Annotated in this window: 18 protein-coding genes and 1 pseudogene; 16 read left to right on the top strand and 3 right to left on the bottom strand. The window is 73.6% G+C overall.

The window, feature by feature from the left end; all coding sequences use genetic code 11:
- Nucleotides 1-99: 99 nt before the first annotated feature.
- Complete coding sequence (locus tag AC07AL_RS13650; protein ID WP_478317467.1) at nucleotides 100-1,614, bottom strand: recombinase family protein; 1,515 nt, start codon at nucleotides 1,612-1,614, stop codon at nucleotides 100-102.
- A gap of 138 nt (nucleotides 1,615-1,752) precedes the next feature.
- Between AC07AL_RS13650 and AC07AL_RS13645 the strand changes: the two are divergent.
- A pseudogene (locus tag AC07AL_RS13645) lies at nucleotides 1,753-1,893 on the top strand (exodeoxyribonuclease III); the annotation flags it as partial.
- Between the two features lie 215 nt (nucleotides 1,894-2,108).
- Here AC07AL_RS13645 and AC07AL_RS13640 read toward each other — a convergent pair.
- Entirely contained in the window at nucleotides 2,109-2,945 is an 837-nt protein-coding gene (locus AC07AL_RS13640) for a hypothetical protein (RefSeq protein WP_478317466.1), read from the bottom strand.
- 787 nt (nucleotides 2,946-3,732) lie between these two features.
- Between AC07AL_RS13640 and AC07AL_RS13635 the strand changes: the two genes are divergently transcribed.
- From AC07AL_RS13635 to AC07AL_RS13575, 13 genes are all read left to right on the top strand, one after another.
- Nucleotides 3,733-4,050 (top strand): hypothetical protein, encoded by a 318-nt coding sequence (locus AC07AL_RS13635; RefSeq protein WP_400802919.1) that lies wholly within the window; start codon nucleotides 3,733-3,735, stop codon nucleotides 4,048-4,050.
- A 331-nt stretch (nucleotides 4,051-4,381) separates the two neighbouring features.
- Entirely contained in the window at nucleotides 4,382-5,212 is an 831-nt protein-coding gene (locus tag AC07AL_RS13630; RefSeq protein ID WP_478317465.1) for an AfsR/SARP family transcriptional regulator, read from the top strand.
- A gap of 86 nt (nucleotides 5,213-5,298) precedes the next feature.
- Nucleotides 5,299-5,940, top strand: a complete 642-nt coding sequence (locus AC07AL_RS13625) for an NADPH-dependent FMN reductase (RefSeq protein WP_478317464.1) — start codon at nucleotides 5,299-5,301, stop codon at nucleotides 5,938-5,940.
- A 146-nt stretch (nucleotides 5,941-6,086) separates the two neighbouring features.
- Nucleotides 6,087-6,362, top strand: coding sequence for an ammosamide/lymphostin RiPP family protein (locus AC07AL_RS13620; RefSeq protein ID WP_478317463.1), 276 nt, complete (start codon nucleotides 6,087-6,089; stop codon nucleotides 6,360-6,362).
- 14 nt (nucleotides 6,363-6,376) lie between these two features.
- On the top strand, nucleotides 6,377-8,164 hold the full coding sequence (locus tag AC07AL_RS13615; RefSeq protein WP_478317461.1) for a hypothetical protein: 1,788 nt from the start codon (nucleotides 6,377-6,379) through the stop codon (nucleotides 8,162-8,164).
- A 4-nt stretch (nucleotides 8,165-8,168) separates the two neighbouring features.
- The gene (locus AC07AL_RS13610; RefSeq protein ID WP_478317460.1) at nucleotides 8,169-10,691 is read left to right on the top strand and encodes a hypothetical protein; all 2,523 of its coding nucleotides are present in this window, start codon (nucleotides 8,169-8,171) and stop codon (nucleotides 10,689-10,691) included.
- The gene (locus AC07AL_RS13605) at nucleotides 10,688-13,054 is read left to right on the top strand and encodes a lantibiotic dehydratase (protein ID WP_363586673.1); all 2,367 of its coding nucleotides are present in this window, start codon (nucleotides 10,688-10,690) and stop codon (nucleotides 13,052-13,054) included. Before AC07AL_RS13610 ends, AC07AL_RS13605 begins: the two co-directional genes overlap by 4 nt.
- A gap of 8 nt (nucleotides 13,055-13,062) precedes the next feature.
- Nucleotides 13,063-14,544 (top strand): hypothetical protein, encoded by a 1,482-nt coding sequence (locus AC07AL_RS13600; RefSeq protein ID WP_478317459.1) that lies wholly within the window; start codon nucleotides 13,063-13,065, stop codon nucleotides 14,542-14,544.
- On the top strand, nucleotides 14,541-16,883 hold the full coding sequence (locus tag AC07AL_RS13595; protein WP_478317458.1) for a lantibiotic dehydratase family protein: 2,343 nt from the start codon (nucleotides 14,541-14,543) through the stop codon (nucleotides 16,881-16,883). Before AC07AL_RS13600 ends, AC07AL_RS13595 begins: the two co-directional genes overlap by 4 nt.
- Nucleotides 16,880-18,145 carry a metallopeptidase TldD-related protein gene (locus AC07AL_RS13590; RefSeq protein WP_478317457.1) on the top strand — a complete coding sequence of 422 codons (1,266 nt, stop codon included), beginning with the start codon at nucleotides 16,880-16,882 and terminating at the stop codon, nucleotides 18,143-18,145. The genes AC07AL_RS13595 and AC07AL_RS13590 overlap by 4 nt, the downstream gene beginning before the upstream one ends.
- Entirely contained in the window at nucleotides 18,138-19,220 is a 1,083-nt protein-coding gene (locus AC07AL_RS13585; RefSeq protein ID WP_478317456.1) for a hypothetical protein, read from the top strand. Before AC07AL_RS13590 ends, AC07AL_RS13585 begins: the two co-directional genes overlap by 8 nt.
- A complete protein-coding gene (locus tag AC07AL_RS13580) occupies nucleotides 19,192-20,295 on the top strand; it encodes an NAD(P)/FAD-dependent oxidoreductase (RefSeq protein WP_400802944.1) in 1,104 nt (367 codons plus the stop codon). Before AC07AL_RS13585 ends, AC07AL_RS13580 begins: the two co-directional genes overlap by 29 nt.
- Nucleotides 20,295-20,966, top strand: coding sequence for a VOC family protein (locus tag AC07AL_RS13575; protein WP_363586667.1), 672 nt, complete (start codon nucleotides 20,295-20,297; stop codon nucleotides 20,964-20,966). Before AC07AL_RS13580 ends, AC07AL_RS13575 begins: the two co-directional genes overlap by 1 nt.
- Before the next feature lie 107 nt (nucleotides 20,967-21,073).
- Here the strand turns inward: AC07AL_RS13575 and AC07AL_RS13570 are convergent, their stop codons facing one another.
- On the bottom strand, nucleotides 21,074-22,273 hold the full coding sequence (locus AC07AL_RS13570; RefSeq protein ID WP_400802947.1) for a M20 family metallopeptidase: 1,200 nt from the start codon (nucleotides 22,271-22,273) through the stop codon (nucleotides 21,074-21,076).
- Between the two features lie 221 nt (nucleotides 22,274-22,494).
- Between AC07AL_RS13570 and AC07AL_RS13565 the strand changes: the two genes are divergently transcribed.
- Together AC07AL_RS13565 and AC07AL_RS13560 are read left to right on the top strand one after the other, a co-directional pair.
- Entirely contained in the window at nucleotides 22,495-24,969 is a 2,475-nt protein-coding gene (locus AC07AL_RS13565; RefSeq protein ID WP_478317455.1) for a lantibiotic dehydratase, read from the top strand.
- Nucleotides 24,966-25,823: a class I SAM-dependent methyltransferase gene (locus AC07AL_RS13560; protein WP_363588654.1), complete on the top strand. Its 858-nt coding sequence runs from the start codon at nucleotides 24,966-24,968 to the stop codon at nucleotides 25,821-25,823. The genes AC07AL_RS13565 and AC07AL_RS13560 overlap by 4 nt, the downstream gene beginning before the upstream one ends.
- The last annotated feature ends 40 nt before the right edge of the window (nucleotides 25,824-25,863 follow it).

Raw genomic sequence — 25,863 nt, 5'->3', positions numbered from 1 at the left:
GCCTCATTTCTGCCGCTGTCCCCACGCTCCGCTGCCGCTGCCCAGCCTCACGTCTGATCATGAGACAGCCAATATGGAGAAGGATCCAGACCACCCAAGCTATGCCGGGCTTCCGGTGCACTCCAGTTTCGCTATTCGTGCTTCGAGTTCGGCGGGTAGGTACCAGCCTTCGATGGTGGGTGTCATGTAGAGGCGGGCCTTGAGGCCGAGAAGGAGTTGGCGGCGGGCTTCCTGATCGGCTTGGGTCCAGGCGTCGGCGAAGGTCTGGCCGGTCTCGACCTCGACCCAGGCGGAGGGGCGTTGTGGGAGGGCGGCGAGGCGGCGGCGTTCGTCGACGAGGAGTTCGAGGGCTTCGGCGTACTCGTCGTCGCCGCCGGGGTAGTCGAACAGGTTGCGGCGCTTCTCCTCGCGCAAGTCCTTCATGGCCGCCGTGACGTGGTTGAGCTGCTCGGTGTGGTCCTCACCCGGGATGAACCTGCGCACCGTCATCGCCAGCCCGGCCAGGCGCTCCACCAGGGCGGTGATCGCGGCGGTGACCCGCTTGCCCTTGACGGACTGGCCCTTGCAGGCGGGTTTGCCGGCCGTCTTCGCGCACCGGTAGTACTCGTAGATCTTGCCGTTCTTGGCGAGGTTCACCTGCCGGTAGAGCCGATCGCCGCAGCGGTCGCAGTGCGGCACGCCCAGCCAGGGCGAAGCGCCGTTCGAGCGTTCCTTCGTGACCGACCGCTCGTCCATCGCCGCCTGGATCGCCGCCCACACCTCGTCCGTGAACAGCGGGTCGGCCATCCGGATCGGAAGACCTTTGGCGTCGCGGGCGATCTTGCGCGCCTTGACGGAGCGGCCGGTCAGCTTCAGGCCCATCGTCGCCGGTGAGCGCAAGATCTTCCCCACGCTGGTCGGGTTCCAGTGGTTCGACGGAGCAGTCTTTCGCTTGCTCGAGTACGACTCGCCCTGGTTCTTGAACGCGTGCATCGACGGCGTGTCGAAGCCGGCGGCCTCCAGGGCCGCGGCGATCATCCACTGGCTCTGCCCCTCCAGCAGGAGCTTGCCCATGTACCGGACCGCCTCGGACGTGACCGGATCCGGCTCCAGCGTTCGGCCACCACCGGGGCGGTCGACGATCCGGTACCCGTACGGCGGCTGCCCGCCGGCCCACCGGTCGGTCTTACGCAGGTGCTTGTGCGCGGCCGTGACGCGGGCCTTGATCCGCTTGAGCTCCATCTCCGCGAAGATCGACGCCAGCATCAGGAACGTCTTGGCCAGCTCGTTCCCGAACGACGACTCTCGGCCCTCGCGGTAGTCGAGGGTGATGCCGTCGTCGGTGAAGACCAGGACTTTGTGGTTCTCCTCGGCCCAGTGGGCGACGTCCGCACAGTCCTTGGCCGAGCGGAACGCCCGGTCGACCTTGGCCCACACCATCGCGTCCCACTCGCCCTGGCGCTCGGTGAGCCACGGCCCCAGGTCGGGACGCTTCCACGGCGTGATCTGGGCCGAGACGTCCAGGTCCTCGAAGGACCCGACGATCTCCCACTCCTTCGACAGCGCGTGCCGGGTCGCCGACTCCGCCTGGACCAGGTGCGAGACCTTGCCCTCGTCCCCATGCGTGTCCGACACACGCGAACCAACCACCGCCCGAACCGGCGCCAACAACGTCATACTGCTCACAAGAGGCCCCTACCGCCCAGGCCAGCCGACACCCTCGAACAGCCCACACTCGAACGGGTGGACCTTTTACAAAAGGCGTCGTTCCGCTGGCGCATCGACCTCCAGGTCGCCACCCCGGGCCTCGCCGCCCGCGCCACTGACGCCCGCGTCGAACGCGCCGCCACCCACACCGAACGCTGGAGCGACCACGCCCCCGTCACCGCGGCCTACGACCTCGGCGACAACTGACCCACAGGCAGCCACAGTTGAGCAGAGCCCAGGGGCGGCCTCGACCGACGGCGCCTCCCCGGGTTCAGGGCCGCTCGCATCACCTGACGAGGCCTGCCAGCTCGCCCGGGCCGGTTTGACAAGTCGGTTCGTTTCACCGCTTCTCGACGATGGCAGCTTCAGACCGCCCGTCGTCCGACAAATCTCCCGCGCTCCGGACGGCGCCGCCGAACGGTCTACCCGGGTGCATCCGCCTGTTCGGGGTCGTCGCGGAGCCAGGTGCCGCGGTCGTGAATGGTGGCAGGCGGGGAGTTCGGCGGCGAGGACACCGACGTGGGGCGCGCGGTCGCCGATGACGTAAAAGCGGCGTTTGACGCGGCTGGCGGCGACGTCGAGGAGGTCGGTGGTCCAGGCGGTGAGGCTGCGGCAGGTTCCGCGGGCTTCGCGGCCGAGGGCGCGGAAGGGGCGATGACGCGCAGGCGTTCGGGGGTGACGCCGTGGCAGTCGAGTTGCCGAAGGGCGGACGGCGTCGGCGTCCTCGTCGTCTCCACGCTCGGGGCGTCCCACAGGGCGGATTCGTAGCGCAGGTCGGAGATCAGCTCGTCCAGTCCCCTGTGGGGCAGGCCGGCGGCGCGTTCGACCGCGATGTGCAGGACCAGGGACAGGGACAGTTTGGCCCAGACCCGGGCGAGTTCGGCGAGCTGGGCGGGGTCGCCCCGCGGCCGGTGGCCCGCGGTGACGGTGCGCAGCAGGGCGACGGCTTCAGGCCCCGGCAAGGTGCCGGGGATGAGGCGGCGGGCGCCGTCGCACACGGCGAGGCCGGAGAGCCGGCTGCGGCTGACAACGACTATCCGGCTGCTGGCGCTGCCGGGTAGCAGGGGGCGAACCTGGCTGACCGTGGCGACGTTGTCGAGGACGACCAGGACACGGAGTTCGGCGAGCAGGGAGCGGCAGAGGGCGGCGGCTGCGTCAAGGTCCTGCGGGGGGGACTGGGTGCGGCCCCCGAGGGAGGTGAGGAGGCGGTGGCGGCCCGGACAGATCCTTTCACCACGCCTGGCGAACAGCCGGCCCACCTGCCGAAGGCGCCAGCCGCAACAACCACTTCCGAAACCGCCACGGGAAGCACGAACTGTTCCCGATCGGACCCACGCCAACCCTGGTTCCGCGCACCTCACGTCACCTCCCCCACGGCCTCGCGCACCCGCTGCGCCCGGATCCCACCCGGCCCAGCAGGCGCAGTCCACACCTCCCAGCGCTTACGAAACTGGGCGGTCCGCGGGCCCGGCGGCAGCGAACCGTACGTATAGGGCGATCGGCCCCGCACGTCACCGACACGTGGGATGATTCGCAAGCCCTTTGACACCTCAACACCTCGCCAGCGACGTTGAGACGTCCCCACAACAACGCGCCAAGCCATGCAAAGAAATGGCAAAGCCGCCACAACGTCCCAGGTCGCGAAGGGTTCTCCCCGCACCCGCGGGGATGGCCCGACCGGTGTGACGGGGGCCAGGCATGCGGCCGCGCCCTGGGCGGGGCGCGGCGCCCTAGGCGGGCGGGGTGGTAGAGGCGGGTGTGGGGCGCTTCGGCGTGTGAGTGTCGGGGCGGGGCGGCGAGGGTTCATCCTTCGGGGGGTGTGCTGGAGCGTCGTGGCGCGTGATCGCGCGGGGGCGAACGGCGGGCGGGTTTGATTCGGGCTTCGGGGTGGTGTAGTTCGTTCACCCGGCGAGTCGAAACGGGCGGGTGCCGGGGCCGTATCTGCTGTTCATTGCTTGTTTATTGCCAGGAGCCAGAGTCATTCCTGATCTTCCTGACTCGGGCGGCCGGACGGTGCCCGGCAGGCAACTCTGGAGAACGTACATCATGCCGCGCACGCTACTTGGAGCCCTGGTCGCCGCCGCTCCGGCGGCCGCCGGGCTCTCGCTCGTCACGCCGGCCCGGGCCTCCGCCGCCGCCATGGGGTGGGACGTGTCGACGGAATCAGCGCGCCGATCGTGCGTACACCGACCCGGGTTCGGCGGCCGGCGGCGCCTTCTCGGAATCGACTTCGTGAAGCCGCCGATCGACGAGGCCGGAAAGAGCGCCGAAGTTCGCGGAAAACCGGCCGAATCGCGTGAGGGCGTGTCCGAATCGCCGCGACACCTCACCATGAGCGAGTACACCATCAGCGCCTTCCGGTGAGACGAGGGCTTCCCGTCGCGTCGCAGCCGAGGCGGAGCACCGACGCCAGGCCGATCGGGCCGACCCGCGCGCGTGAAGGGCCGTGAACCGGCCCCGGAAGCCCTCCGCCGATTCCCTGAGTCGAACCGGAGACTCCGCTTCCCGCCGTCCGTCTGACCGGCATTCTCCGAACGACCACGACGTTCCCGTACGTCAACACAGATAAGGCGACCGGCCCTCACCCCGGTCGTACCACCGGTCGACCGGGTTGCCTCCCCCACAGGCCTGGCCCGACCGACCCCGCCAGTGCGTTCGCATCCTGTTACCCCCACGAAGAAGGAGGGTTTCCAACATGACCGAGATTTCCACGCTTGCCGTCGTACGCTGCCTCGGCGGCTTTTCACTGGACTTGGGGGGACTCCCGGTCAGACGCTGGCGGGCCGGCAAAGCGCGCACACTGTTCCTTTACCTCCTCATCAACCGGGGCCGCACGGTCGACCGCGACGAACTGCACGCCGCGCTGTGGCCCGACCGCACCCGGTCGGCGGGCTCCAGTTCCCTCAAGGTCGCCAAGCACGCGGTGCACCAGATACTCAGCGGGCAGCAGGCCGCGGAGGAGCAGCCGGCCGCGGAGATCGTCTGCAGCGAGTACGGGTACTCCCTCAAACTCCACGACGCCTGGCTGGACTTCGAGGAGTTGGAGCGGCTGTGCAACGAAGGGCACCGAGCGGCGGCCCGAAGTGATCCGCGCGCGGCCGCGGAGTACTACCGCAGCGCACTGGATCTCCACGCCGGGGACTTCCTGCCCGGTGAGCCCGCCGACTGGGCCAGGGAGCAGCGGGACTGGGTACGGTCCCTCGCGCTGGGAGCGGCGGACTTCCTCCTCCAGGAGGCACTGGACCGGGGTGAGCTGCCGAAGGTCATCGACATGTGCCGCCGCACGCTGGACATCGACCCGTACCAGGAGGACGTCTACCGGACCCTGATCCAAGTGCACGGCGACCTGGGCCAGTTAGGGCAAGCCAGGTCCTGGTACAAGCTGTGCCGGGCCCGGATGTCGGACGGTCTGGACATCGATGTCAGCCCTGACACCCAGCGGCTCCTGGACCGGGTTCTGCGCACCCAGGACGCGCCCGCCCGGACTGCGGACCAGACCTCCGGCCCAGGCGTAACCAATGCATAACCCACGCATAACCAGCTCATAACCAGCGCATAACCGCCCTGTCTAGACTCCGAAAACCGCGACCGGTCAAGGAGATTGGTGTAACCGTGCTGGAGACGAACCAGGGTTCCGTTCTTTCGGTGGAGAATCCCGGTGTTGGTGCCCCAGCCGATGCCGGGCCCCTGATCGTCGGCATCGGGGGCACCGTGCGCTCCGGTTCCTCGACGGAACGGGCGGTCCGGGCGGTACTCGCGGCCTCCGCGGCGGCGGGGGCCCGGACCCTGCTGCTGGGTGCCGAGGAACTTCAACTGCCGCTCTACGCCCCGGGGGAGTCACTGCGCACCCCGGCGGCCCGGCGGCTGGTCGAGGCCGTCGCCCTCGCCGACGGCCTGGTGATCGGCACGCCCGCGTACCACGGGGGCGTTTCCGGTCTGGTGAAGAACGCCCTCGACTACCTGGAGGACCTGCGTGAGGACGCGCGTCCCTATCTGCACGGCCGCGCCGTCGGCTGTGTCGTCACCGCACGCGGGACGCAGGCTGCTTCGACGCTGGCGGGGCTGCGCTCCGTCGTGCACGCCCTGAGGGGCTGGCCCACTCCCCTGGGCGTGGCCATCAACACGGAGAGCGTCACCCTGGCGTCCGACGACAGCACCGGCGGCAGCACCGGCGACCCGCATCTCACCGCGCAACTGGCCACCGTCGGACGGCAAGTGGTCGAGTTCGCCCGGATGCGCACGCCGGCCGGCTGAGCGTCCGGGGGCCTACCTCCGACCGCTGCCGCCCCCGTACGTCCGCCGTCACGATCCCCGCCCACCCCTTTGGTTCCGGCTGCCCTGACACCGGATCCTTCGCATCCGCATTCCACGTCCGACCGTGATTCCGAATGGAGCGCGCCATGGAAGACACCGCGAAGTCCACCGCGAAGTCCACAGAGCCGGAGGAGACCGCCGAGGCTCTCGCCCTCGAAGCGGAAGCCCCCGAAGCGCAAGCCCCCGAGGTGGAAACCGCCGGGACGGAAACCCCCCAGGCGGAGACCGCCGGGACGGAATCCGCCGAGGACACCGAACTGGACGCGCTGGACGAGCTGGACGACGTCGACTTCGACCTCGACGAGGTCGAGAACAAGATCGCGCCGCTCGCCCTCGCCACCACCGAGCCCTCGCGATGGTGACGCGGGCGGCCGAGGTGAGCCGCGTATCCACCGACTCCGTCCTGGTCGACGTGAACACCGGCCCGGCCGCCTCGTACACGGGGCTGCGGGCGGGCATCGACGCCCTGCGTGCCGAGGGCGCCGACTTCACCGGCCTCGCGGCCGGGCACCCGTCCGAATGGGCGGAGCTCTTTCCCGCCGAGACCGCGCCCGGCACCGCGCCGCTGGAGGAGATCGCGCTCGCGCCCTCCGAGCGGCGGCTGCACCGGGAGAGCGAGCAGGTCTACCGCGTGCTGACGGTGGCCGCGACCGCCCTCTGCACGGGCACCGCGCAGTTGGGCAGGCCCCTGCTGCTCAGCGGGATGGGCGGCACCGACCTGTCCTCGCTGCGCGGTTTCATGCGGGCCTTCGAGCACGCGCAGCTCGTCGAGGGCGCCGAACTGCTGCTGGACGCACCGACGTCCGTGCGCGAGCCGGTCGGCCGGTACGCCGACTACCGCGGGGAGCGGGTGCGCTGTCTGCGCCGCATGGGGCTGCCGGTCACCGAGGGCGACCTGGCCGTGGACCTGGGTACGGCTCCCGACGCCGGATTCGAGCCGGTGTCCGAGGAGGGCGAACTCTTCCTGCGGGCAAGGGACTCCGAGGGCTCCGCCGTGGACCGGGTGGCCGCCGCACTGGCCTACTGCCGCCGGGCGTTCTTCTCCACGAACTGGGAGGGCATGGCGGTCGTCGCCGACGAGGCGATCGGGCTGCTCGCCGGCATCCCCGAGTCGGGCATACCCGGGCTGCTCGCCGAGGCGGAGCGCGAGGAGGAACTCGTCCACGCCATCGAGTTCGAGACGGCGATCCTGCGCGGCACCGCCGACGTACGCGGTTTCCTGCTCAAGGTGCTCGGCATCCAGGCGGGCTTCCGCGGGGACCAGGACACGGCCCTCGCCTGCTTCCGGGCCATCCGGGAGGACGCCGCCGGCCTGTCCCCGGAGCTGCGTGCCCAGTCGCACCTGTACTCCGCGCTCACCCTGTCCAAGCGCAAGAACCGGCTGGCGGAGGCCGTCGCCGAGGTGGAGCAGGGCTTCGAGGTCGTCGGGGAACGTCCGGGCGAGGCCGAGAGCGTACGCCGCGAGCGCGGCTGGCTGCACAACCTGCGCGGGCTGACCCTGTTCGCGGAGCGGCGCCTCGGGGCGGCCTTCGAGCACGAGAAGCAGGCGCTGGCCTGCATGGCGGGTCTGACCGACGCCAGTGCCGCGCATCTGCGGATCAACCTGTACTCGAACATCAGCGTGCTCCAGGAGAAGGCGGGCAAGCACGCCTCGGCCCTGACGACCTGGGAGAAGTTCAAGCAGGCCGCCGGCTCGTCGAACGCGGGCTTCCGCAAGCACCACGCGTACCGCAGCGCCGGGCTGCGGCTGCTCGTCGGCGAGCGGGACGCCGCCCTGGCGGACCTGGACACCACGCTGGAGAACGCGGCCGAGCTCGGTGACCGCTTCCACGAGACCGAGGTGCGTCTCGAACTGGGCATGCTGCACGCCTCCGGCGGTGACGCGAGGACGGGCGCCGAGCAGTACGAGCGTGCCGAGTCCGCGGCGCGGCTGCTGGGCGACCCGTACCGCATCGCGCTGGCCCAGGCGGGTCGGGTGATGACGACCGGCTCCGTGGCCGCGGCCGGGTCGGTGGCGGCCATGGCGCCGCTGAGCCTCACCCGTCCCGGTGCGGCGGACGCCCTCGCCAAGGCCGTCGCCGACGGCGGTGACCTGCAAGGGCTGCTGCCCAAGCCGCGGACCAAGCTCAACCGCCCGTTCGACCTGATCAACTTTCAGGACTGAGGCCATGACCGACCATGCGACCCAGGGGGAGACGGGACAGCGGGCCAGGTGGCAGCTCTACGATCGGCTGCTGCTGCGGAGGGCGGGCTTCGGCATCGGCCTGCTGACCGCTCTCGGTGACGGGCCGGCGGGTGCCGCGGCCGCGGAGTACCGGGAGGTGGTGGCGCGGTTCGAGCGGAGCCGCGCCCGGCTCCAGGAGGCGATCGCCAAGTCCGTCACCGGCGCCGACCGCGAGCGGGACCGGGCCGGACTGCGCGAACTGTCGAAGCTGCGCGGCCGGGTGGGCCGCCGGCTGCCGGTGGAGCCCGACCCGCGCGGCGGCGACGTGGCATCGGCGGTCGACGGCTACCGCGCGGCGCACTCCGCTCAGCAGCAGGCGGGCGAGCGGCTGACCGCCGCGCTGGGTGAGGAGGTGCTGCGGCGGCCGGAGCGGGTCCGCGACCTGCTCCGCGACGAGCGGGTGTGCGACGCCCTGCTCCAGCTGTCGCCGTCCTTCCACACCGAGGCGGTGCGCTGGGTCGACGGCTGGCAGCAGCAGGACAGCGCGACGGGCCGCAACCGCGCCAAGGACCGGTCCTTCTACCGCCGGGTCTACCTGTACGGCCAGCGGCTCGGCGCGAAGAACGAGACGACCAGCTTCTTCGGTCCGCTGGTGCACGGCCGGGTCGACCGTGGGGCCGAGGGCACCGTCCTCGGCCCCGAGACGGCCTGCGGCTACCACGTCCTGGAGGCGCAGACCGCGTTCTGGGCGGTGTGCGAGCTGGCCAAGCTCATCGGTACGGACCCGCAGGTGCGGGACCGCCCGCCCGTGGCCTGGATGCCGTCCTGCCGCAGGACACCGGGCAGGACACCGGGCAGGACACCGAGCGGGACACCGGGCGGGACACCGGGGTCGGGCGAGGTGCCGGGGACGGCGTCGGGGACGATCCAGTCCGCCGACGGCCGCCGGATCACCCTGTCCGGGGTGCGGTGGCAGCTCGCCGAGGCCGTCGACGGGCGACGTTCCCCCGTCGAACTGGCGGCGCTGGCGGGGCTCGACCTCGCGGAGACGCGCCGGGTCCTGGACCGGCTGCGGCAGGCCGGGGCCGTCCGGCTCTGGCCCGAGCCGCCGTCCACGGCGGCGCGGCCGCTGGACTGGCTGGTCTCCTGGGCCGACCGCTACGCGGAGGGCACCGCCTGGCCGGTGCGGCTGCGGGAACTGCGCGACCTGGGCGACGCCTACGCGGCGGCCGACGGCCACCGCGCCCGGGCGGCCGCGCTGGAGCGCGTCGAGGAGTGCTTCACCCGGCTCACCGAAGTCGACGCACGTCGCGCCGGCGGCCGGATGTACGCGGACCGGCTGGTGGTGTCCCTGGACGCCAAGGGCGACCAGAGCCCGGTGGTGGTCGGTGGCGACGTGGCCGGGCGCTGGGAGTCCGAGCTCAGCCCGGTGCTGGACGTGGCCGCCCGCTACGGCGAGCTCCAGCAGCACGCGGCGGCCGAGCTGTGCGCGGGGATCCTGCGCGAGGCGGGCGGCGGCGCCATGCCGTACGACGAGCTGATCCGCCGGATGCGCGCCTCGGTCGAGGCGGGCGGTCTGGACCGGCTCGCCGGGCCACTGATCGGGTTCAAGCGGGACTACGCGGCACTGGTGGAATCCGCCGTGCGGGGCCAGGAGGCCCGGCTCTCCCCCGCCGAGCTCGCGGGGTTCGCGCCCGAGCCCGGCCGGCCCCGTTTCGTCAGCCCTGACCTGATGCTGGAGAGCCGGGAGGACGGCGGCGGACTGCTGGTGCTGGGCGAGCTGCACCCGTACGTCTTCGCCTGGGGTTCACAGGGGCTGTTCAGCGACGAACAGGACCGGATGCTGGGCGACTTCGCGGCGGGTCTCGAACCGTGGGGCGGCCCCGAGCGGCTGGCCACGGTGATCCGCCGCAGGCGCCACAAGGGCCTGGTGGCCGACTGGTTCCCGGGCCGCTTCATCGAGATCACCTCGGTGGCCACCGACGACCGGGAGCGGACCGTGCCGCTGACCGATCTGAGCGTCGTCCTGGTGGACGGCACGCCCCGGCTGCGCACCCCGGACGGGGAACTGACCCTGTACGCCGGCGAGGACGACCACGTGCACCTGCGGGCCTTCGCCGCACCCGGAGTGGGGCTGCCGCTGGTGCGGATCGGGGACTTCGCGCCGAGGATCGTGGTCGGGGACCTGCTCGTGCAGCGGGCGCGCTGGTGGTTCGACCGGGCCGACCTCGGGGTCGACGCGGCGCGCGACCCCGCCGCCGCCTTCCTCGCCGTCCAGTCGCTGCGGGCCCGGCACGGAGTGCCCCGGTTCTGCTTCGCCTCCCTCGCGCACGAGCCGAAACCGGTCGGAATCGACCTGGACAGTCCGCTGGCCGTCGACGCCCTGGTGGCGATGGTGCTGGCCGGTGACAGCGCGACGGTGTCGCTGGCCGAGATGAGGCCTGCGCCGGACGCGCTGTGGCTGCGCCACGGCGGGGCCCCCGTGACCTCGGAGTTCCGGATCGCCATGAAGAGGGCATCGTCATGACCCACCGATCCCACCGATCCGACCGATCCCACCGGTCCGACCGATCCGACCTGTCCGACCGATCCGACCTGTCGCCGCAGGAGTCGGCGCCGGCGCCGCGGCGGCACGGCTGGGAGCTGCTGCCCACGGTCGTCCTGCGCAGCGCCGGGTTCCCCTGGCAGATGGTCGAGCGACTGGCCTGCGAACGGACCCGTCTGCTCATCGAGGAGCTGTTCGCCCTGGAGGCCCGGTCGGGCGACGTGGCGTCACGGCTGCACCCGGCGGGGCGGCTGTCCCGGGGCCAGCAGGCGAAGTTGCGCGGTCTGCGGCCGCTGCCCGCGTCGGACAACCTGCCCGCCGACTGGCTGGCCGAGTGGAACGCCGCGGCGGAGCGGGTGAGCGCGGTGCGGGAGCGGCTCGCCGCCACCGTCGAGGCCGACACGGCGGCGGTCGACGAGGCGCTCGCCGCCGTCCGCACCGATCCGCGGGTCAACGACGCCATCGTCTGCTCATCGCCCGCCGTCCACCGCGATCTCGCACGGGGTGCGACCGGCGGCCGGATCCGGCGCCAACTCGCCTCCTACGCACAGCGGCTGGCGTCCAAGAGCGAGACGATGAGCTTCTTCGGGCCCATCAACTACGGCAGGCTCAGCCCTGGCTCCGACGCCGCCACGGCGCTGGACTGGGAGGGCCACACGGCGATCCGGGTCCGCCAGGCGCACACCGCGGCCCGGGTCAACGACGCCGTGCAGGACCTGCTGCTGGGCGACCCGGCGCTGGCCGAGCGGCTGGCACCGGTGCGCAAGACGATGACGGGGCCGCCCCGCGGTACGGGCGTCGGCGCGGCGCTGCTGCGGGAGGCCGACGGCGTACGGACGGTGGCCGGGATCGCGTCCGGGTGCGGCGCCGGTGCCCTGGAGGCGGTGGAGGCGTTCGCGGCCGCCGTGGCGAAGGGGACGCTGACGCACACCCTGTGTCCGCCGGCGACCGTGGTCGACCCGCTGCGCTGGACCCTGGAGCGCATCGACGCCTCGGACACCGAGACGGCCGCCCGCGCGGCCGGGGTGCGGGCCCTGCTGGTGAAGGTGCTCGAACTGCTCGACGGCTACCCGTCGGCGCCGCCCGAGCGGAAACTGACCGTCCAGGCCGAACTGGAGTCGCTGCTGCCCGTCACCGACCGCTCGGCGGAACGCGGACGCTTCTACAACGACCGGGTCATCATCCACGAGGCCGCCGTCGGCACGGCTGGGCTGGAGGTCCGTGGACCGCTGGCCCGCGACATGTGCGACGCCGTCGCGCCGGTGCTCGACCTGCTGGCCCACGAGGCCGAGGCGACCCGCGTACGCACCAACCGGGCGGTCGCGGCCCGGCTCGGAGCGGGAAGGATCCCGCTGCTGCGGGCGCTGCGGGAGTGCGCGGACCTCGCCATCGAGCCGGGTGGAGAGCTCGGCGCCGAGCTGAGCCGGGTGGTCGAGGCCGAAGGCGCGGACCGGGCCGAACTCGACGTGGCGGGGCTGCTCGCCGCACCGCCACCGCCTGCCGCCCCGGTGCTGTGCTCCATCGACGTCCTGATCGCGGCGCCCGACCTGGCCGGGTACGAGCCGGGGGTGACCCCGCTCGTGCTCGGCGACATCCACGACGCGGCGCTGCTCACCCCGTGGGCGCTGCAGTTCCATCCGGACGCCGCGGCGCTGCTCGCCGAGCGGGACGCCGGGGTGCGCAGGGCCCTGGGCGACCAGCTGGCCGTCAACGTGATCTCCCGTCGTACGACCGGGCTGCCGCCGCTGGAGTTCCCCGGCGTGGTGCTCGAACTGGGCGGCAGGGCCGGCGCGGACCGGGAGCGGATCGGCCTGGACCAGCTGTGGCTGGAGAGCGACGGCGAACGGGTCGTCCTGCGCGGCGAAACCCACCCCGGCCGGAGCCTGCTGTTCCACAACGGCGAGCTCGACACCGCCGTGCACACCGCGCTGGCACTGCCCCGGATCCGCCGCCCGGTGCTGCCGGACCTGCCGCACGTGCCGCGGCTGCGCTGGGGCAACGTGGTGTTCTCGCGGCGCCGCTGGGCGCTGCCGAGCGCGGCGCTGCTGGAGGCGCACGGCAGCCGGCAGGAGGCCGAGCGGCTGCTCGCCTCGGCCCGGCTGCTCCGGGAACGGGGCCTGCCCGACCGCTTCTTCGCGAAGTCACCGGCCGAACGCAAACCGGTGTACGTGGACACCGCGAGCCCCGAACTCCTCAAGGGCATGGCCCGGCTGGCGGGCACGGCGGAACAGCTCCTGCTGTCCGAGACGCTGCCCGCACCCGAGGACGCCTGGCTGCGGGACGGGGAGTTGCGCTTCGCCTCCGAGCTGCGCTGTGTGTATCTGCGGGGCGGTGGTGAGCGGTGACGCGCCGGGTGGTGCTCCCTCCCCTGTTCGATCCGAGTCTGGAACCGGAACTCGGGCCGGACGACGAACTGATCGACGTGAACGCGCACTTCGTCGCACGCCTCGCGGGCACCGGGGCACTCGCCGCGCTGGCCGACGACTACGCCCTCGGCAGGCGCGGCGGGAGCGACCCCGCGGAGGACCGGACCAGGGCGCTGTTCGCGCGGGCCGCCGCACGGGTCACCGCGCTGGTCACCGCGCGGGGCGGCCATGGCGCGGGCCGGCTGCGCGCCATGGGCATGGCGCTGCGGCTGGCGGGCGAGGCCGATCCGGCCCTGCGGCTGGCCGCGGACGACGTGGAACTCGTCGACGGCACCACCGAGTGCGGCGCCGATGTGGTGCTGGCCGCGCAGCGGACCGAGTTGCTGGGGCCCGAGGCGCGGTGGACGCGCGCGGCGGCCCCGGACGGGCGGGTGCACCTGGTGATCGAGACCGACCAGCAACTCCCTGCGGCCGCGGTGCTCCTGGAGGCGCTCGGCCCCGGAAGGGTCGTGCTGTGCGGGCGTTTCGCCACCGCGCACCGGGAGGCGCTGCGCGCGCTCGCCCCGTTCTCGGCGGCGGCGGGCTTCGACGACTGGGCTCCGGCCTGGCGGCTGGGCAAGGAGTGGTCGGGGGACGACACGCCGGTCCGCTGGGTCCGCCGCGCGGCCGACTGGCAGGCCGGCGCCCCCTGGGCGGGCTGGCTGGCCCCGGACGAGGCGGCGGCGCTGCCCGCCGGGGCGTGGCGCGAGTGCCGGGGCGCGGCGCTGACCGTGGCACGGCTGGCGTCCTGGGCCGAGGTGACGGGGGCGGACGGCAGCCGTACCGATCTGCGGGCCGTCCTGGACGCTGCGGACGCGGTGGACGGGGCCCTGCTCCGGGTCGAACTGCTCGTCGGGGCGCCCGGGGTGGGTGCCGAGGAGACGACCGGCACGGCGCGGAGCCTGCTGTCCGGGCCCGGCCCCCGGCTCGCGGGGCTCAGCCCGTTCCGACTGCCGACGGCCGGTGGCGGTGCGGCACCGCAGGCCTGGAACGGCGTGCCGCTGATCCGGCACCCGGCCCCGGGGCACGATCTGCCCCGCTGGGACCGGTTCAGCGGGCCCGGGACGCTCGACGAAACGGCGCGCACCGCGGCGATCGGCGCACTCAACGGCGAACTCGGTGCCGTGGCCGATCTGTTCCCCGGCCGGTTCGCCTGCTGCGTGCTCGCCGCACCGGACGGGACCGCGGTGTGGGAGCCGTCGGCCGCCGTCGTGGCCGGGGAGGGGCCCGGCCCGGACGGCCAGGGCCCGGGTTCGTTCGTGGTGAACCTGCGGACGGGCAGCGCGTTCCGGCTGCATCCGAAGCTGACGCCGGTCGTGGAGCGGCTCTCGTCCGGCGACACCGCCGTCCTGGACCGGATCAGCGACGGTGCCCGAAGGAAACTGACCGACCGGCTGGTCCAGGCCGGTGTGATGCGGAGGAGCCAGTGAGCCGACAGTGGCGCATCGGGCGGGAGTTCATCCTGCGCCATGCGGGAATGCCGTTCGACTGGCTGGAGGAGCTGGGCGCGCCCCACTCCCTGCTGGAACTCGCGGACGAGCTGCTCGACCGCGAGCGGACCGTACTGGAGCTGGTGGAGGCGCAGTTCAGCGGGCCCCGCGCCGAGTCGCTGCGCTCCGACGTGCTGCGCGGACGGGCGCGGCAGCTGCCGGCGTCCGGCGGGGCGCAGTGGAGCCCGGCGGTGAGCGCCTGGGCCGACGCCTGGGAACGCTACGCGCTCGCCTGCCGGCAGGCCGACGACGAGGCCGGCAAGCGGCTGCGGGACCTACTGGCGGATCCGCGGGTCTCCGAGGCCGTGTTCCTGTCCAACCCGGACGCGTACCGCAACATGCTGCTCCCGCTGCTGGCGTACGAAGGCCCGCTGACCTCGCGCTGGCGCCGGGTGCGCCGGCAGATGTTCACGTACGTGCAGCGGTTCTGCGCGAAGAACGAGACGGTGAGCTTCTTCGGGCCCATGGCGTACGGCACGGTGGGCGAGGGTGAGGGCGCCGTACTGCGCGACGACGTGCCCCGCGTCCGCCGGGTGTTCTTCTCGCACTGGGCGACGCGTGCGCTGGCCACGGCGATCGCCCGGGACCCCAAGATCCTTCCGCATCTCGCGTTCCACTCCACCGGACGTGGTGACCCGGCGCGGGAGCCGCTGCTGCCGCTCGTGGCCCCGGACGGAACGGTGTTCCGCGACGTGGTGCGCGCCGCCGGGCAGCCGGCCCGCGACGTGGCCAGGACGCTGATGCGGCTGGTGGCCGAGGAGGCCGTCACCATCGGCCTCGGCGGCGGCGACTACGACCTGGAGCCCCTCGCGACCCTGCGGGACCAGCTCTCCGCGCTGCCCGCCTCGCCGGCCCGCGAGCTGTGGCTCGACCGGACAGCCGAACTCTCCTCCCTCATCGGCGAGTTGGCGGAGGTGCCGCTGGAGCGCAAGGCGGCCGCCGTCGCCGCCCTGGAGGAGCGGTTCACCGAGTTCACGGGCAGGCCGGCCAGACGGGGCGCCGGTGCGGCGTACGCCGACCGCGCGGTGTTCTTCGAGGAGTGCGCGTCGCCCTTCGCGCTGACCCTCGGAGCCGGGCTGGTCGGCGACTGGGAGCGGCAGCTCGCCCCCGTGATGGAGGTGTGTGCCGCGCACGGGCAAGCCGCCCAGCGCGCGGCGGCGGCCGCGGTGCGCGACGCCTTCACGGACGGCACCGCGGGAGGGGCGGGCGCCGAAGGCCGCGACGGATCCGGGCCACCGGCGGCCACGGAGTTGGACCTCCTCACGTACGCGACCCGAGCGGCCGCGAGCCGGTCCGACTCGACCAGCACCTTCCAGGCAGCCCACGCACCCGTCTACCCCGGCGCCGACTGGCGGGCCGAGGTCGAGCGGCTGACCGAGGAGGCCGGGGCGCTGGACGGCGACCGGTACGCGGTCATCGACCTGTGCCCCGCGGCGCCGGACGCCTCCGGGCTCGGCGCCGCCGCCCCGCTCGTCCTCTCCCGCGCCCACCACCACCTGCTGGTGCGCAGCTGGCTGAGCACGATGCACCCGGATCCGGACCGGCTCGGCGCGGACGCCGCCGCCTGGACGGCGGCGCAGGACGGCGCGGTCGTCGGCCTCGACTTCGGGCGCCGCAACAAGGGCTACTACCGCTTCCCCGGCCGTGAGGTCGCGATGCGCCCGCTGACCTGGACCGACCACGATCAGCCGGAGCTGCTGAAGCCGGAGGACCTCACCGTCCGCATCGGGCCGCACGACGTCACCCTGCACGATCCGGACGGCAAGGCGGTCAGCGCGTACGTCCCGCTGAGCGACTTCGTCAAGTACGCCCCGATCGCCGCCCTCTCGCATCCGCAGGTGCTCCACCCCACCTTCACCACCGAGGACGCGCAGCCCGAAGTGGCCCTGGGGTCGGTCGTCCTGCAACGGTCCCGGTGGCAGGTGCCCACCGCGGCGCTCGCGGCACCGGAACCCGAAGCGCGGTTCCTCGCGCTGCGCAGGCTCGCCCGGGAGACCGGAACGCGGTTCGTCTTCGGCCGCAGCGCCCATGAGCGCAAGCCGTACCTGATCGACCTGGCCTCACCGCTCGCGGCCGACCTGGTCAGCCATGTGGCGCGCGGCGCCGAGCAGTTGGGCGTGGAGCGGATGGCGCCGGGGCCGGACGAGCTGTGGCTGCGCGACGGCGAGGGCCGGCGCTACACCAGCGAGCTGCGGATGCAGATCATCGGCAGCAGCGGCAGCAGGAACAGCAGGAACAGCGACGGCAGCACCAACAGCGACGGGAGCAGCACGCGATGACGCACACCACGCTCTTCGCCGAGCACTCGCTGCGGATGCGGGCCGACGTGCTCCCGGACGGCGCCGTCTCCACCGAGCGGACCTCGGTGCGCGGAATGAGCGTCGAACGGCACCTCGACCGGGGCGTCACCGAGCACCGCTTCGCCGACGGCGACGACCTGCTGGCCTCGGGCGCCGCCGGAGCGGGCCCCGAGGCCGCCGACGCGCTGCGCGAGGTGCAGGAACGGCCGCTGTTCGAACTGACCCCCGAGCTGCGCGCCGAGCTCGCCGGGATCGCCGCCGAGACCGGCGCGGAGCTGACCCTGGGTGTGGCCCAGCAGCACGTCGCCGCCGGCAGCGCGGACCGCGTCGCCACCACGGAGCGGATCGTCACGACCCTGGAGACCAGGCTGACCGGCGACGACGGCACCGTCCACTCCCGGTCGCTGCTGTGCGCCCCCGCGGGCTCCGCCCCGGACGGGCTGAGGGACGCGGCCGTGCGGACGGCCGACGCGGTGCGCGAACGCCTCGCACTGCCGCTCGCCACCGAACTCCCGGACGGCGCCGACCTCGTGCTGCTGCCCGGTCTCGCCGGGGCGTTCTTCCACGAGATCGTCGGGCACCCGATGGAAGCCGACGTGGTCGCGTCCGGAACGAGCTACCTCGGGGCGCGCGCCGGGCGGCGGGTCGCACCCGCGTGGCTGTCGGTGGTCGACGGCGGTGCGCACGACGGGCCGGGCTACCGCAGTCCGTTCGACGACGAGGGCACCCCGTGCCGCACACTGCGGCTGATCGACCGGGGCACGGTGGGGCGGCCGATGACCGACCGGGCGCTCGCCGCCCTGCTCGGCGGCGGCCCCGGCACGGGCCACGGGCGCAAACAGAGCTACCGGCATCCGGCGATCCCCCGGATGACCCACACCGTGGCCCTGATCGAGCCCGCGGCCGAGCCGGAGCCGCCCTCGGGCGACTGGATCGCCCCGTACGGGCTGCGGCTGGACATGATGAACATCGCCTCGGGCGCCTTCGTCTTCCACGCCCCGTTCTCCCTGCTGCACCGCGTCGACGGCAGCACCGCCCGGCTGGGCCCGCTGACGGTGACCGGTGACGGAGCGCGGGTGCTCGCGGGCCTGCGGCCCTACGAGCACCGGGTCGCCGCCTACCTGCGGGCCACCGGAGGCTGCGGGAAGCTGGGGCAGTACCCGGTGCCGGTGTCGTTCGCCAACGCCGGATTCCGGCTGCCGGCCGGACTCGTCGGGCTGCGGGCGGTGGCCCGTGGCTGAGACCAGGACACGTGCCTCCGGAATCGTCACGCCCACCCGCGACGCGGCGCGGCTGACCGTCTCGCTCGACACCCTGCGCCTCGAACGGGACGCGAAGGGCCGGGTCACCGGCTCCCGCCGGGTCGCCGGGTCGCCGGACCAGGACGCGGGCAAGGAGACCGGGCTGCTGCTCACCGAGGCGGCCGAACGGACGGCGTCGGCCGTCGCCGGACTCCAGAGCGCGGTGGCGCAGGTCCACGAGTGGCGTGACGGCGACGGCCTGCCGGTGTCGAGGCGGGCCGAGCTGCTGGCCCGCGTCGAGACCCCCGGCGGTCCGGTGCTGCTCGGCACCAGCGGCCAGGGGGATCCGGCCGGGCTCGTGGAGGCGCTGCCCTGGGGCGAACTCGGGGCGCTCTCGGAGCCGTTCGTGCCGGCCGACCCGCCGGACGACTGGCGCGAGCGGCCACTGCTGCTGCGGCCCTCCGCGGCGGCGGTGCTGGTGGCCGGTGCGGCCTTCTCGCTGACCTCGCGCGGGGGTCGCGCGACCGCTGCCCGGCTGGCGGGGCGGCGCATACTGCCGCAGCTGACCCTGACCGATCTGCCGTCGGCGCCGCCCGAGTCGGGGCTGGACGACCGGGGCGACCCGGCGGCGGCCACCGTCCTGGTCGACGGCGGCCGGATCTGCCCGCCGCCCCCGCTCGCCGAGGGCATCGCGCTCGGCCGGGCCGTGTGGGACCACGACACCGGCGGGTTCGGCCCGCCGCCGCTGGCCCGGCTCGAACTCGGCGGGCCCCGGGCCGAGGTGCCCCCGGACGCGGTGGAACTCGTCTGGTGCGTGGAGGGCCTCCAGCGTTACCACGGCGACGGCACCGTCCGGCTCCAGTGCCTGGCCAGGGTCGCGGACCGGCCCGGCGGCTGGTTCCGCCTCGCCCTACGGGGCAAGCCCGTCCACCTGCTGCGCCAGGCCCGCGGCCTGGCCGGCCCGCCCATGGCTGTCCACAGCGACAGCGACGTGACCACCCGCTCGCTGGTACTCGCCGGCGCGGCCGAAATGGAAGGTGCAGGACATGCCGTCGTCACCGTCATCACCCCCTGACTTCACGCTCATCGGCGGAGGGATCGTCGGCGCCTGCCTCGCCGAGGAGTTGAGCGACAGCGGGGCGTCGGTCCGGGTGCTCGACTCCGGTGCCGAACCCGGGCACGCGACCAACCGCGCGGCGGGGGTGGCGGTTCCCTCGCTGCGCTACCTCACCGACCGGGAGTTCTACGACTGGCTGCGGACCGCCAAGCGGGACCTGGACGCCGACGTCGCCCGGCTGGAGCCGGAGTACGGCGCGTTCAGCGTGGCCAGGCCCATCCTGCGCGCCCTGCGCGAGACGGACGTGGAGGCCCACGGCGACGTGCTGAGCGGGCTCGGCGTCGGCGACTGGGTGGAGGGCGGCGCCCTCGCGCAGGCCGCGCCCGGGCTCAAGCTGCCGACCAGCAGGCGCTACCTCCTCGACCCGGACGGGCTGATGATCGACGGCCGCCGCTACCTGGACGCCGTACGGCGCCGGTGCCTGGCCCGGGGCGTCGACTGGCGGCAGGGCGTCACGGTCCGGGAGGTGCGCGAGGAGGGCGCGGCCGTCTCGGTGGTGACCTCCGACGGGACGCTCCGCGCGGACCGGGTGGTGATCACGGCCGGTGCCTGGAGTTCGGGCAAGGGCCTGGCCGAGGCGACCGGAGTCCGGCCGCAGCGCGGGCAGATGGCGGTGCTGCGGACCGACGAGGAGCTGAACTGCATCCTGTCCTCCGCCTACTACCTCGCGCCCGGGGTCGGTGACGACGTGATCGTCGGTGCGACGGAGGAGGACACGGGGTTCGCCGAGCACGTGACCACCCAGGGCATCGCGCACCTGCTGCGGTTCGCCACGACCGTCATGCCGGGGCTCGCGGACTCGGTGCCCGTGGAGCTCCGTGCCGGACTGCGCCCGGTGTCCGGCACCGGACGGCCGCTGGCGGGCGCGCTGCCCGGCCACGAGCGGATCTTCCTGTCGGCCGGCCACGCCGGGCACGGGCTGCTCTCGGCGCGCGCCACCGGCAAGGGCATGGCCGCCGGCCTGGTCGGCGACGACTGGGAGGCCCTGCCGTACAGCATGTGCCCCTCGCACGCCCTGGGCGGTGCCTCCTGATGCGCATCGACCACGTGATCCTCGGCGCGCGGACCATCGAGCCGCTGCGCGAACTGCTGTGGGACCAGTACGGGTTCGGCATCACCGACGGCAGTCCCAACCCGGACGGCACGGCGAGCTGGGTGGTGCCCTTCGACACGCCCGACGTGCAGTACCTGGAACTGCTCGTCACCCACGACGAACGGCGGCTGGCGGGCGAGGACTTCGGCCGGCTGTTCCTGGAACGGACCGCGGACGGGCCGGACTTCCTCAACTGGGCGGCACTGACCGACGACATCGAGTCCACCGCGCGCGAGGTGGAGACGGTCACCGGAGCGGATCCGGACCTCTTCCGCGGCGAGTCGGTCCGGGCCGACGGCCTGAGCGTGCCGTGGGCGGAGGCGGCGTTCGACCTGTCGTGGCGCAGCCGGGTACTGCCGTTCTTCCTGAGCTACGGCGACCCGCAGGCGCGCGCGGCACGGGTGCCGGGCGATCTCGAGGCGGCCGGGCACCGGGTGTGCCCGACGTCGCTACGGCTCCTGGAGACAGGCCCGGCGCCGGAGCGGGACTGGGCGGACCGGTGGCCCGGACTCGCCGCGCTCGACGTCCTCGTCGACCCCGCGGCGGGCCCCCGCATCTCGGCGGTGCACATCGACACCGCCGAGGGCGAGACGGTGGTGCGGCTTCCGTGACCCCCGCACGCCCCGCACCCGCGGGGGCACCGGGCGGCCTCCGCCGCAGCACCGCCGCGGCCGGGGCGTCCGGACCCGCCCGGCCGGGCGGGTCCGGACGGCGGCGGTCAGCCGGCCGTGCGGCCCGCGTCACGACGAGCCGCGTGGGCCGTGAGCAGCCGCTCCCGGGCCTGGTCGTCCTCGGCGGCCCGCGCCGCCGTCCAGGCCAGTGCGACGGACGCCTGGAGCAGCGCCCGGTCGGCGGCCGGGCTCACGCAGGCCCGGGCGAACTCCGGCTGGTGGTTGACCGCGCCGCCGGTGTCGATGCCGATGCTGGGGTGCACGCTGGGCAGGACCCGGCTGACGTTGCCCATGTCGGTGCTGCCGGTGGGCATCGCGCGCTCCTCCTCCGGGGACACCAGGGGGCGGCCCAGTTCGGTCGCCGCCGCCCGGTAGGCCGCCACCAGGAACGGGTCGTGCGCCAGTTCGGCGTACGCGGGTGTCGAGCGGACCTCGTGGGTGCAGCCGGTGGCGACGGCGCCGCCCTCGAAGCAGGCTCTGACGCGTGCTTCCAGGCGCCCCAGGGACTCCATGTCGGCGGCCCGCAGGTTGTACAGCGCGCTGGTGTGCGCGGGGACCACGTTGGGCACCTCGCCGCCCCTGGTCACGATGCCGTGCACCTGCTGCCGCGGCTCGAAGTGCTGGCGGCCCACGCCGACGGCGACCTCCGCCACGGTCAGGGCGTCGGCGGCGTTGACGCCCAGGTGCGGGGCGAGGGCGGAGTGCGACTCGCGTCCGGTGTAACGGACTTCGAGCTCGACCAGGGCGAGGGGGCGGGGAGCACAGTTGTCCTCGGGGGCCGGGTGGACGAGCATCGCCATCGACACCTCGTCGAAGACACCGGCCTCCAGCATGGCGATCTTGCCGCCGCCCTCCTCCTCGGCCGGGGTGCCCAGCACCATGACGGTGATGCCGAGGTCGTCGGCCACGTCCCTCAGCGCCAGGGCCGCGCCCACCGACGAGGCGGCGATGATGTTGTGGCCGCAGGCGTGGCCGAGGCCCGGCAGCGCGTCGTACTCCGCGCACAGCCCGACCGTGAGCGGGCCGCTGCCGTAGCGGGCGGTGAACGCGGTGTCCAGGCCGCCGGCGCCGTGCACCACCTCGAACCCCTCGTCCCGCAGCAGGCCGCTCACCTTGGCGGCGCTGCGGTGCTCCTTGAACGCGGTCTCCGGCTCGGCGTGAATACTCCTCGACAGCGCGATCAGTTCGTGTTCGGCGCGTTCAACGCTTTCGCGACAACCACGCATGATCCGAGACGAGATTCGCATCTTCTCTTTCCCCTCCGAATGACCTGGATCGCCGCCGGCCGGATGGCCGGACAATTCCCTGGCCTTTTCCTTCCTACCGGAGTCTCCGACGAAAAGCGAGACCAGTCTGGAGAATTGACATGACGTCACTGAAAACGTCACTGAAAACGTCACCGGCAACGTCACTGACAGCGTCACTGACATGGAAGGTGCGGGCGGGCGACGGGGAACTCTCGGTCGAGATGATGCCCTGGTCGCTGCTGCGCGCGACCGGCTTCCCCGCCGGGCTCCTGGACGGGCTCGCGTCCGAGGAACTGCTCGGCACCGCCGCCGGGGTGCTCGCGGCGGAGCAGGCGGTCGCCGCCGAGCGTGCGCACTTCCTGGACCTGCTGTGGCCGGGGCTGCGCAAGGCCGTACGGACGGTCGAACCGCGCCAGCGGTCGCTGCGCGCCCTCCAGAGCTGCCGCCGGCTGGTGGACGGGGGCGCGCCCCTGGACGAGCGGTGCGCAGCGGTCCTCGCGGCGACCGGCGCGCCGGACTGGGCGCCCCGCTGGAACGCCCTGGTCGCCGCGCTCGACGAGCGGCTGGCGGCGGCCGGGACCGCGCTGGAGGCGGCCCTGCTGCGGGCCCGGCTGCACACCGCACGGGCCGCCGGCCGCGACGACTTCGGGCACGCCGTGTTCGTGTCGAACCCCTCGTTCCACCACACGGCCCTGGAGACCCCGCCGCTGACGCACCCGGGCTGGGCGCAGGCGCGGGACGAGGGCGGCGCCCTGCCGCAGACCCTGCGCCGCCGGGTCGACACCCTGCACCGCTATCTGCGCCGGTTCGCCACCAAGTGCGAGACCGTCTCGTTCTTCGGCCCGGTGCTGTTCGGCCGTCTGGTGCCGGAGCAGGAGGAGACCCTGCTGGTCGGCGCGCCCGGCCGCGAGAAGGTCGTGGTGGAGGCGAGTGCCTGGCTGGTGGAGGAGCTGCGGGAGCAGGCCGCCCGCGAGGTGCCGCTGACGCGGCAGCGCGTGTGGCCCAGCCCGCTGTTCCGCCGGCCGGACTCGTCCCCGGCGCTGGAACGGGCCGTGGACGGGCGCAGGTTCAGGGTCGCGGCGCCCGCGCTGGCCCTGTGGAGTGCCGCCGCCGCGGCGCCGGGGAGCCGGCTCGACTCGCTCGTCGGCGCCGCCGGCCCCGTGCCGGCCCCGCATCGGGCGGGGGCGGACGACGCGTACGCCGCCGGGCTGGTGAAGGCACTCGGACCGGCGCTGGTCGTCTCCCCCTGGCGGCTGCCGGCGACCGAGCTGCACGCGCTGACCAGGCTGGCGGCCGAGCACCCCGCGGACACGGTGGTGGACCTGGCGGAGGTCCGCGACACGTACGCGCAGGCGCCCTGGCCCGAGCGGGCGGCGCACCTCCTCGCCGTGCGGGCGGCCCGCGCGGCGGACGGCGGGCGGGTCTCGCAGGACAGCGGACGGCACTACGCCGACCGCGAGCTGTTCCACGAGGACAGGTCGAGTCCGCTGAGCGAGCGGGTCGGCTTCGGGGCGCCGGTCGTGGAGCGCATCCGGGAGGTCACCGAGGCGGTGTTCCCGCTGGTGTTCCTCGCGGCGCTGCTGGCCAGGGAGGACGCCCGCGACGCCCTGCGCGCCGAGCTGGCGGGCGCCCCGGCGCCGCTCGCCGCACTGGCCGCACGGGAGATACCCGCTCGTTCACCGCGCCGGGACCGGCTGGACGCGGTGCTGCGCCGGCTGGTCGGGCGGGCCGTGGAGGCCGCGGGAACGACCGACGGCCGCCCCCCGGTCGTGGAGCTGAGCCGTAGCGAACTGGCCGAGGCGCTGGCGCCGCTGTGGGACACCGTGACGTACGGCCCCGACGACGCGTGCCTGCCGAGCCCCGACCTGATGGTGGCGGGCCCCGACCCGGCCACCGCCGACTGGGTGCTCTCGGAGCTGCACGACGACTGCAGCTCGATCTTCGGGGGGCTGGAGCGTCCGCTGCACAGCGACCCGGACGGGCTGTGGGCCGGCTTCACCGAGCGGGTGGCGCGAGCCGTGCCGTCCGGGACCGCCGCGACCATCGTCTCGCGCCGGCGCAGCGCCCACGTGACCCCCGAACTCCCCGGTGCCGCCATCGAACTGAGCGGCCTCTCGGGCAAGGACCGGGCCGACGTGGTGCCGATCGCGGATGCCGTCGTGCCCGCTTCGGCCGACGCGGTGGTGGTGGACGGCCGGCGGCGGCTGCTCTACCCCGGTGACCTGTCGTCGACGCTGCACCGCGCGGTGTCCCGGCCCGCGCTGGTCCCGGTGCCGGTCGACCTCGGGGCGTACACCCCCAGGATCGTGGTGGACGGTGTCGTGGTCCAGCGGGCCCGCTGGCGGCTGAGCATTCCGGAAAGGGCTCCGGAGAAGACCGCGGACACCGTCACCCAGTGGTTGTCCGTGCAGCGACTCCGGGCCGCCCGGGGAATTCCGCGCCACGTCTACGTGAAGCATCCGGCCGAGCCCAAGCCGCTGTACGTCGATTTCGCCGATCCGCTGTCGGTGATCGATATCGCGCGACTTCCCGGAGGGGAAGTCGTCGTGTCCGAGATGCTGCCCACCCCGGATCAGTTGTGGTGGCGCGTGGCGGACGAAACGCATTGTGCCGAATTCCGTCTCGGCTGCATCGTGCGGCCGGTGACGTCCGACAATCCGCTGACCCCGGAACAACAGGAAGAGAGCGCGTCATGACCGAGGACCTCCGCATCACCTCACTGGTGAGGGACGCTTACGACAAGGCCGCCGAGCAGTACGAGTCCGCCGGTCAGATGATCTTCCACCCGCTGGGGAAGATGATCGCCGACACCCTGGAGCTCTCGCCGGGCGAGCGGGTGCTCGACATCGGCTGCGGGCGCGGCGCCTGCCTGTTCCCGATCGCCCACGCGGTGGGGCCGGAGGGCTTCGTGCTCGGCATCGACCAGGCCCAGGGCATGGTCGACGCCTGCACGGCCGACATCACGGCCCGCGGGGTGTCCGGCTGGGCCCGCGCGGAGCTGGGCAACGCCCAGGACTTCGCCTTCGCCGAGCCGTTCGACGCGGCGAGCGCCGGGATGGTCCTGTTCCTGCTGCCGGAGGCGGAGAAGGCCCTGTCCTGCGCCGTCGCGGCGCTGCGCCCCGGGGGCAGGTTCGCCGCGACCACCTTCCCCACCGAGAACGGCAGGCTGGCCGCCGGCTGGGAGTCCGCCGAGATCCTCGCCGGAGTGCTCGCCAAGCACCTCCCCGAGGGTGTGGACGACCCGTGGCAGGTGGTCCTGGGCCTCGGCGGCCCGCTGGCCGGTGAGGAGTCCACGGCTGCCGCCTTCCTCACCGCCGGCTTCAGCGATGTGCGGATCCGCCACGTCCCGGCGGACTCCCGCTTCGAGACCATCGACGACTACCTGGCGTGGACCAAGACCGTGACCACCCGCGTGCAGTGGGACCTGGTGCCCGCGGAGCGGGTGGCCGAAGCGACCGACGAGGCGCGCGAGGCGCTGCGGGTGCTCGCGGGGCCGGACGGCTCCCTGGAGTTCTCCTGCCCGACCAGGACCGTGCTGGCCGTTCGCTGACGGCACGACCGCAACCGTCTACCAAGCGCTGAACACAGAG

It is taken from the genome of Kitasatospora sp. NPDC043949, from assembly GCF_056435365.1.
This window is presented reverse-complemented; position numbering and strand designations above follow the sequence as displayed.

What these genes read in the sequence shown, in the direction of transcription:
- AC07AL_RS13635 (WP_400802919.1), top strand. Translation starts at nt 3,733, where the DNA reads ATGCCGCGCACGCTACTTGGAGCCCTGGTCGCCGCCGCTCCGGCGGCC.
- AC07AL_RS13630 (WP_478317465.1), top strand. Translation starts at nt 4,382, where the DNA reads ATGACCGAGATTTCCACGCTTGCCGTCGTACGCTGCCTCGGCGGCTTT.
- AC07AL_RS13620 (WP_478317463.1), top strand. Translation starts at nt 6,087, where the DNA reads ATGGAAGACACCGCGAAGTCCACCGCGAAGTCCACAGAGCCGGAGGAG.
- AC07AL_RS13610 (WP_478317460.1), top strand. Translation starts at nt 8,169, where the DNA reads ATGACCGACCATGCGACCCAGGGGGAGACGGGACAGCGGGCCAGGTGG.
- AC07AL_RS13605 (WP_363586673.1), top strand. Translation starts at nt 10,688, where the DNA reads ATGACCCACCGATCCCACCGATCCGACCGATCCCACCGGTCCGACCGA.
- AC07AL_RS13590 (WP_478317457.1), top strand. Translation starts at nt 16,880, where the DNA reads ATGACGCACACCACGCTCTTCGCCGAGCACTCGCTGCGGATGCGGGCC.
- AC07AL_RS13580 (WP_400802944.1), top strand. Translation starts at nt 19,192, where the DNA reads ATGCCGTCGTCACCGTCATCACCCCCTGACTTCACGCTCATCGGCGGA.
- AC07AL_RS13575 (WP_363586667.1), top strand. Translation starts at nt 20,295, where the DNA reads ATGCGCATCGACCACGTGATCCTCGGCGCGCGGACCATCGAGCCGCTG.
- AC07AL_RS13570 (WP_400802947.1), bottom strand. Translation starts at nt 22,273, where the DNA reads ATGCGAATCTCGTCTCGGATCATGCGTGGTTGTCGCGAAAGCGTTGAA.
- AC07AL_RS13565 (WP_478317455.1), top strand. Translation starts at nt 22,495, where the DNA reads ATGATGCCCTGGTCGCTGCTGCGCGCGACCGGCTTCCCCGCCGGGCTC.
- AC07AL_RS13560 (WP_363588654.1), top strand. Translation starts at nt 24,966, where the DNA reads ATGACCGAGGACCTCCGCATCACCTCACTGGTGAGGGACGCTTACGAC.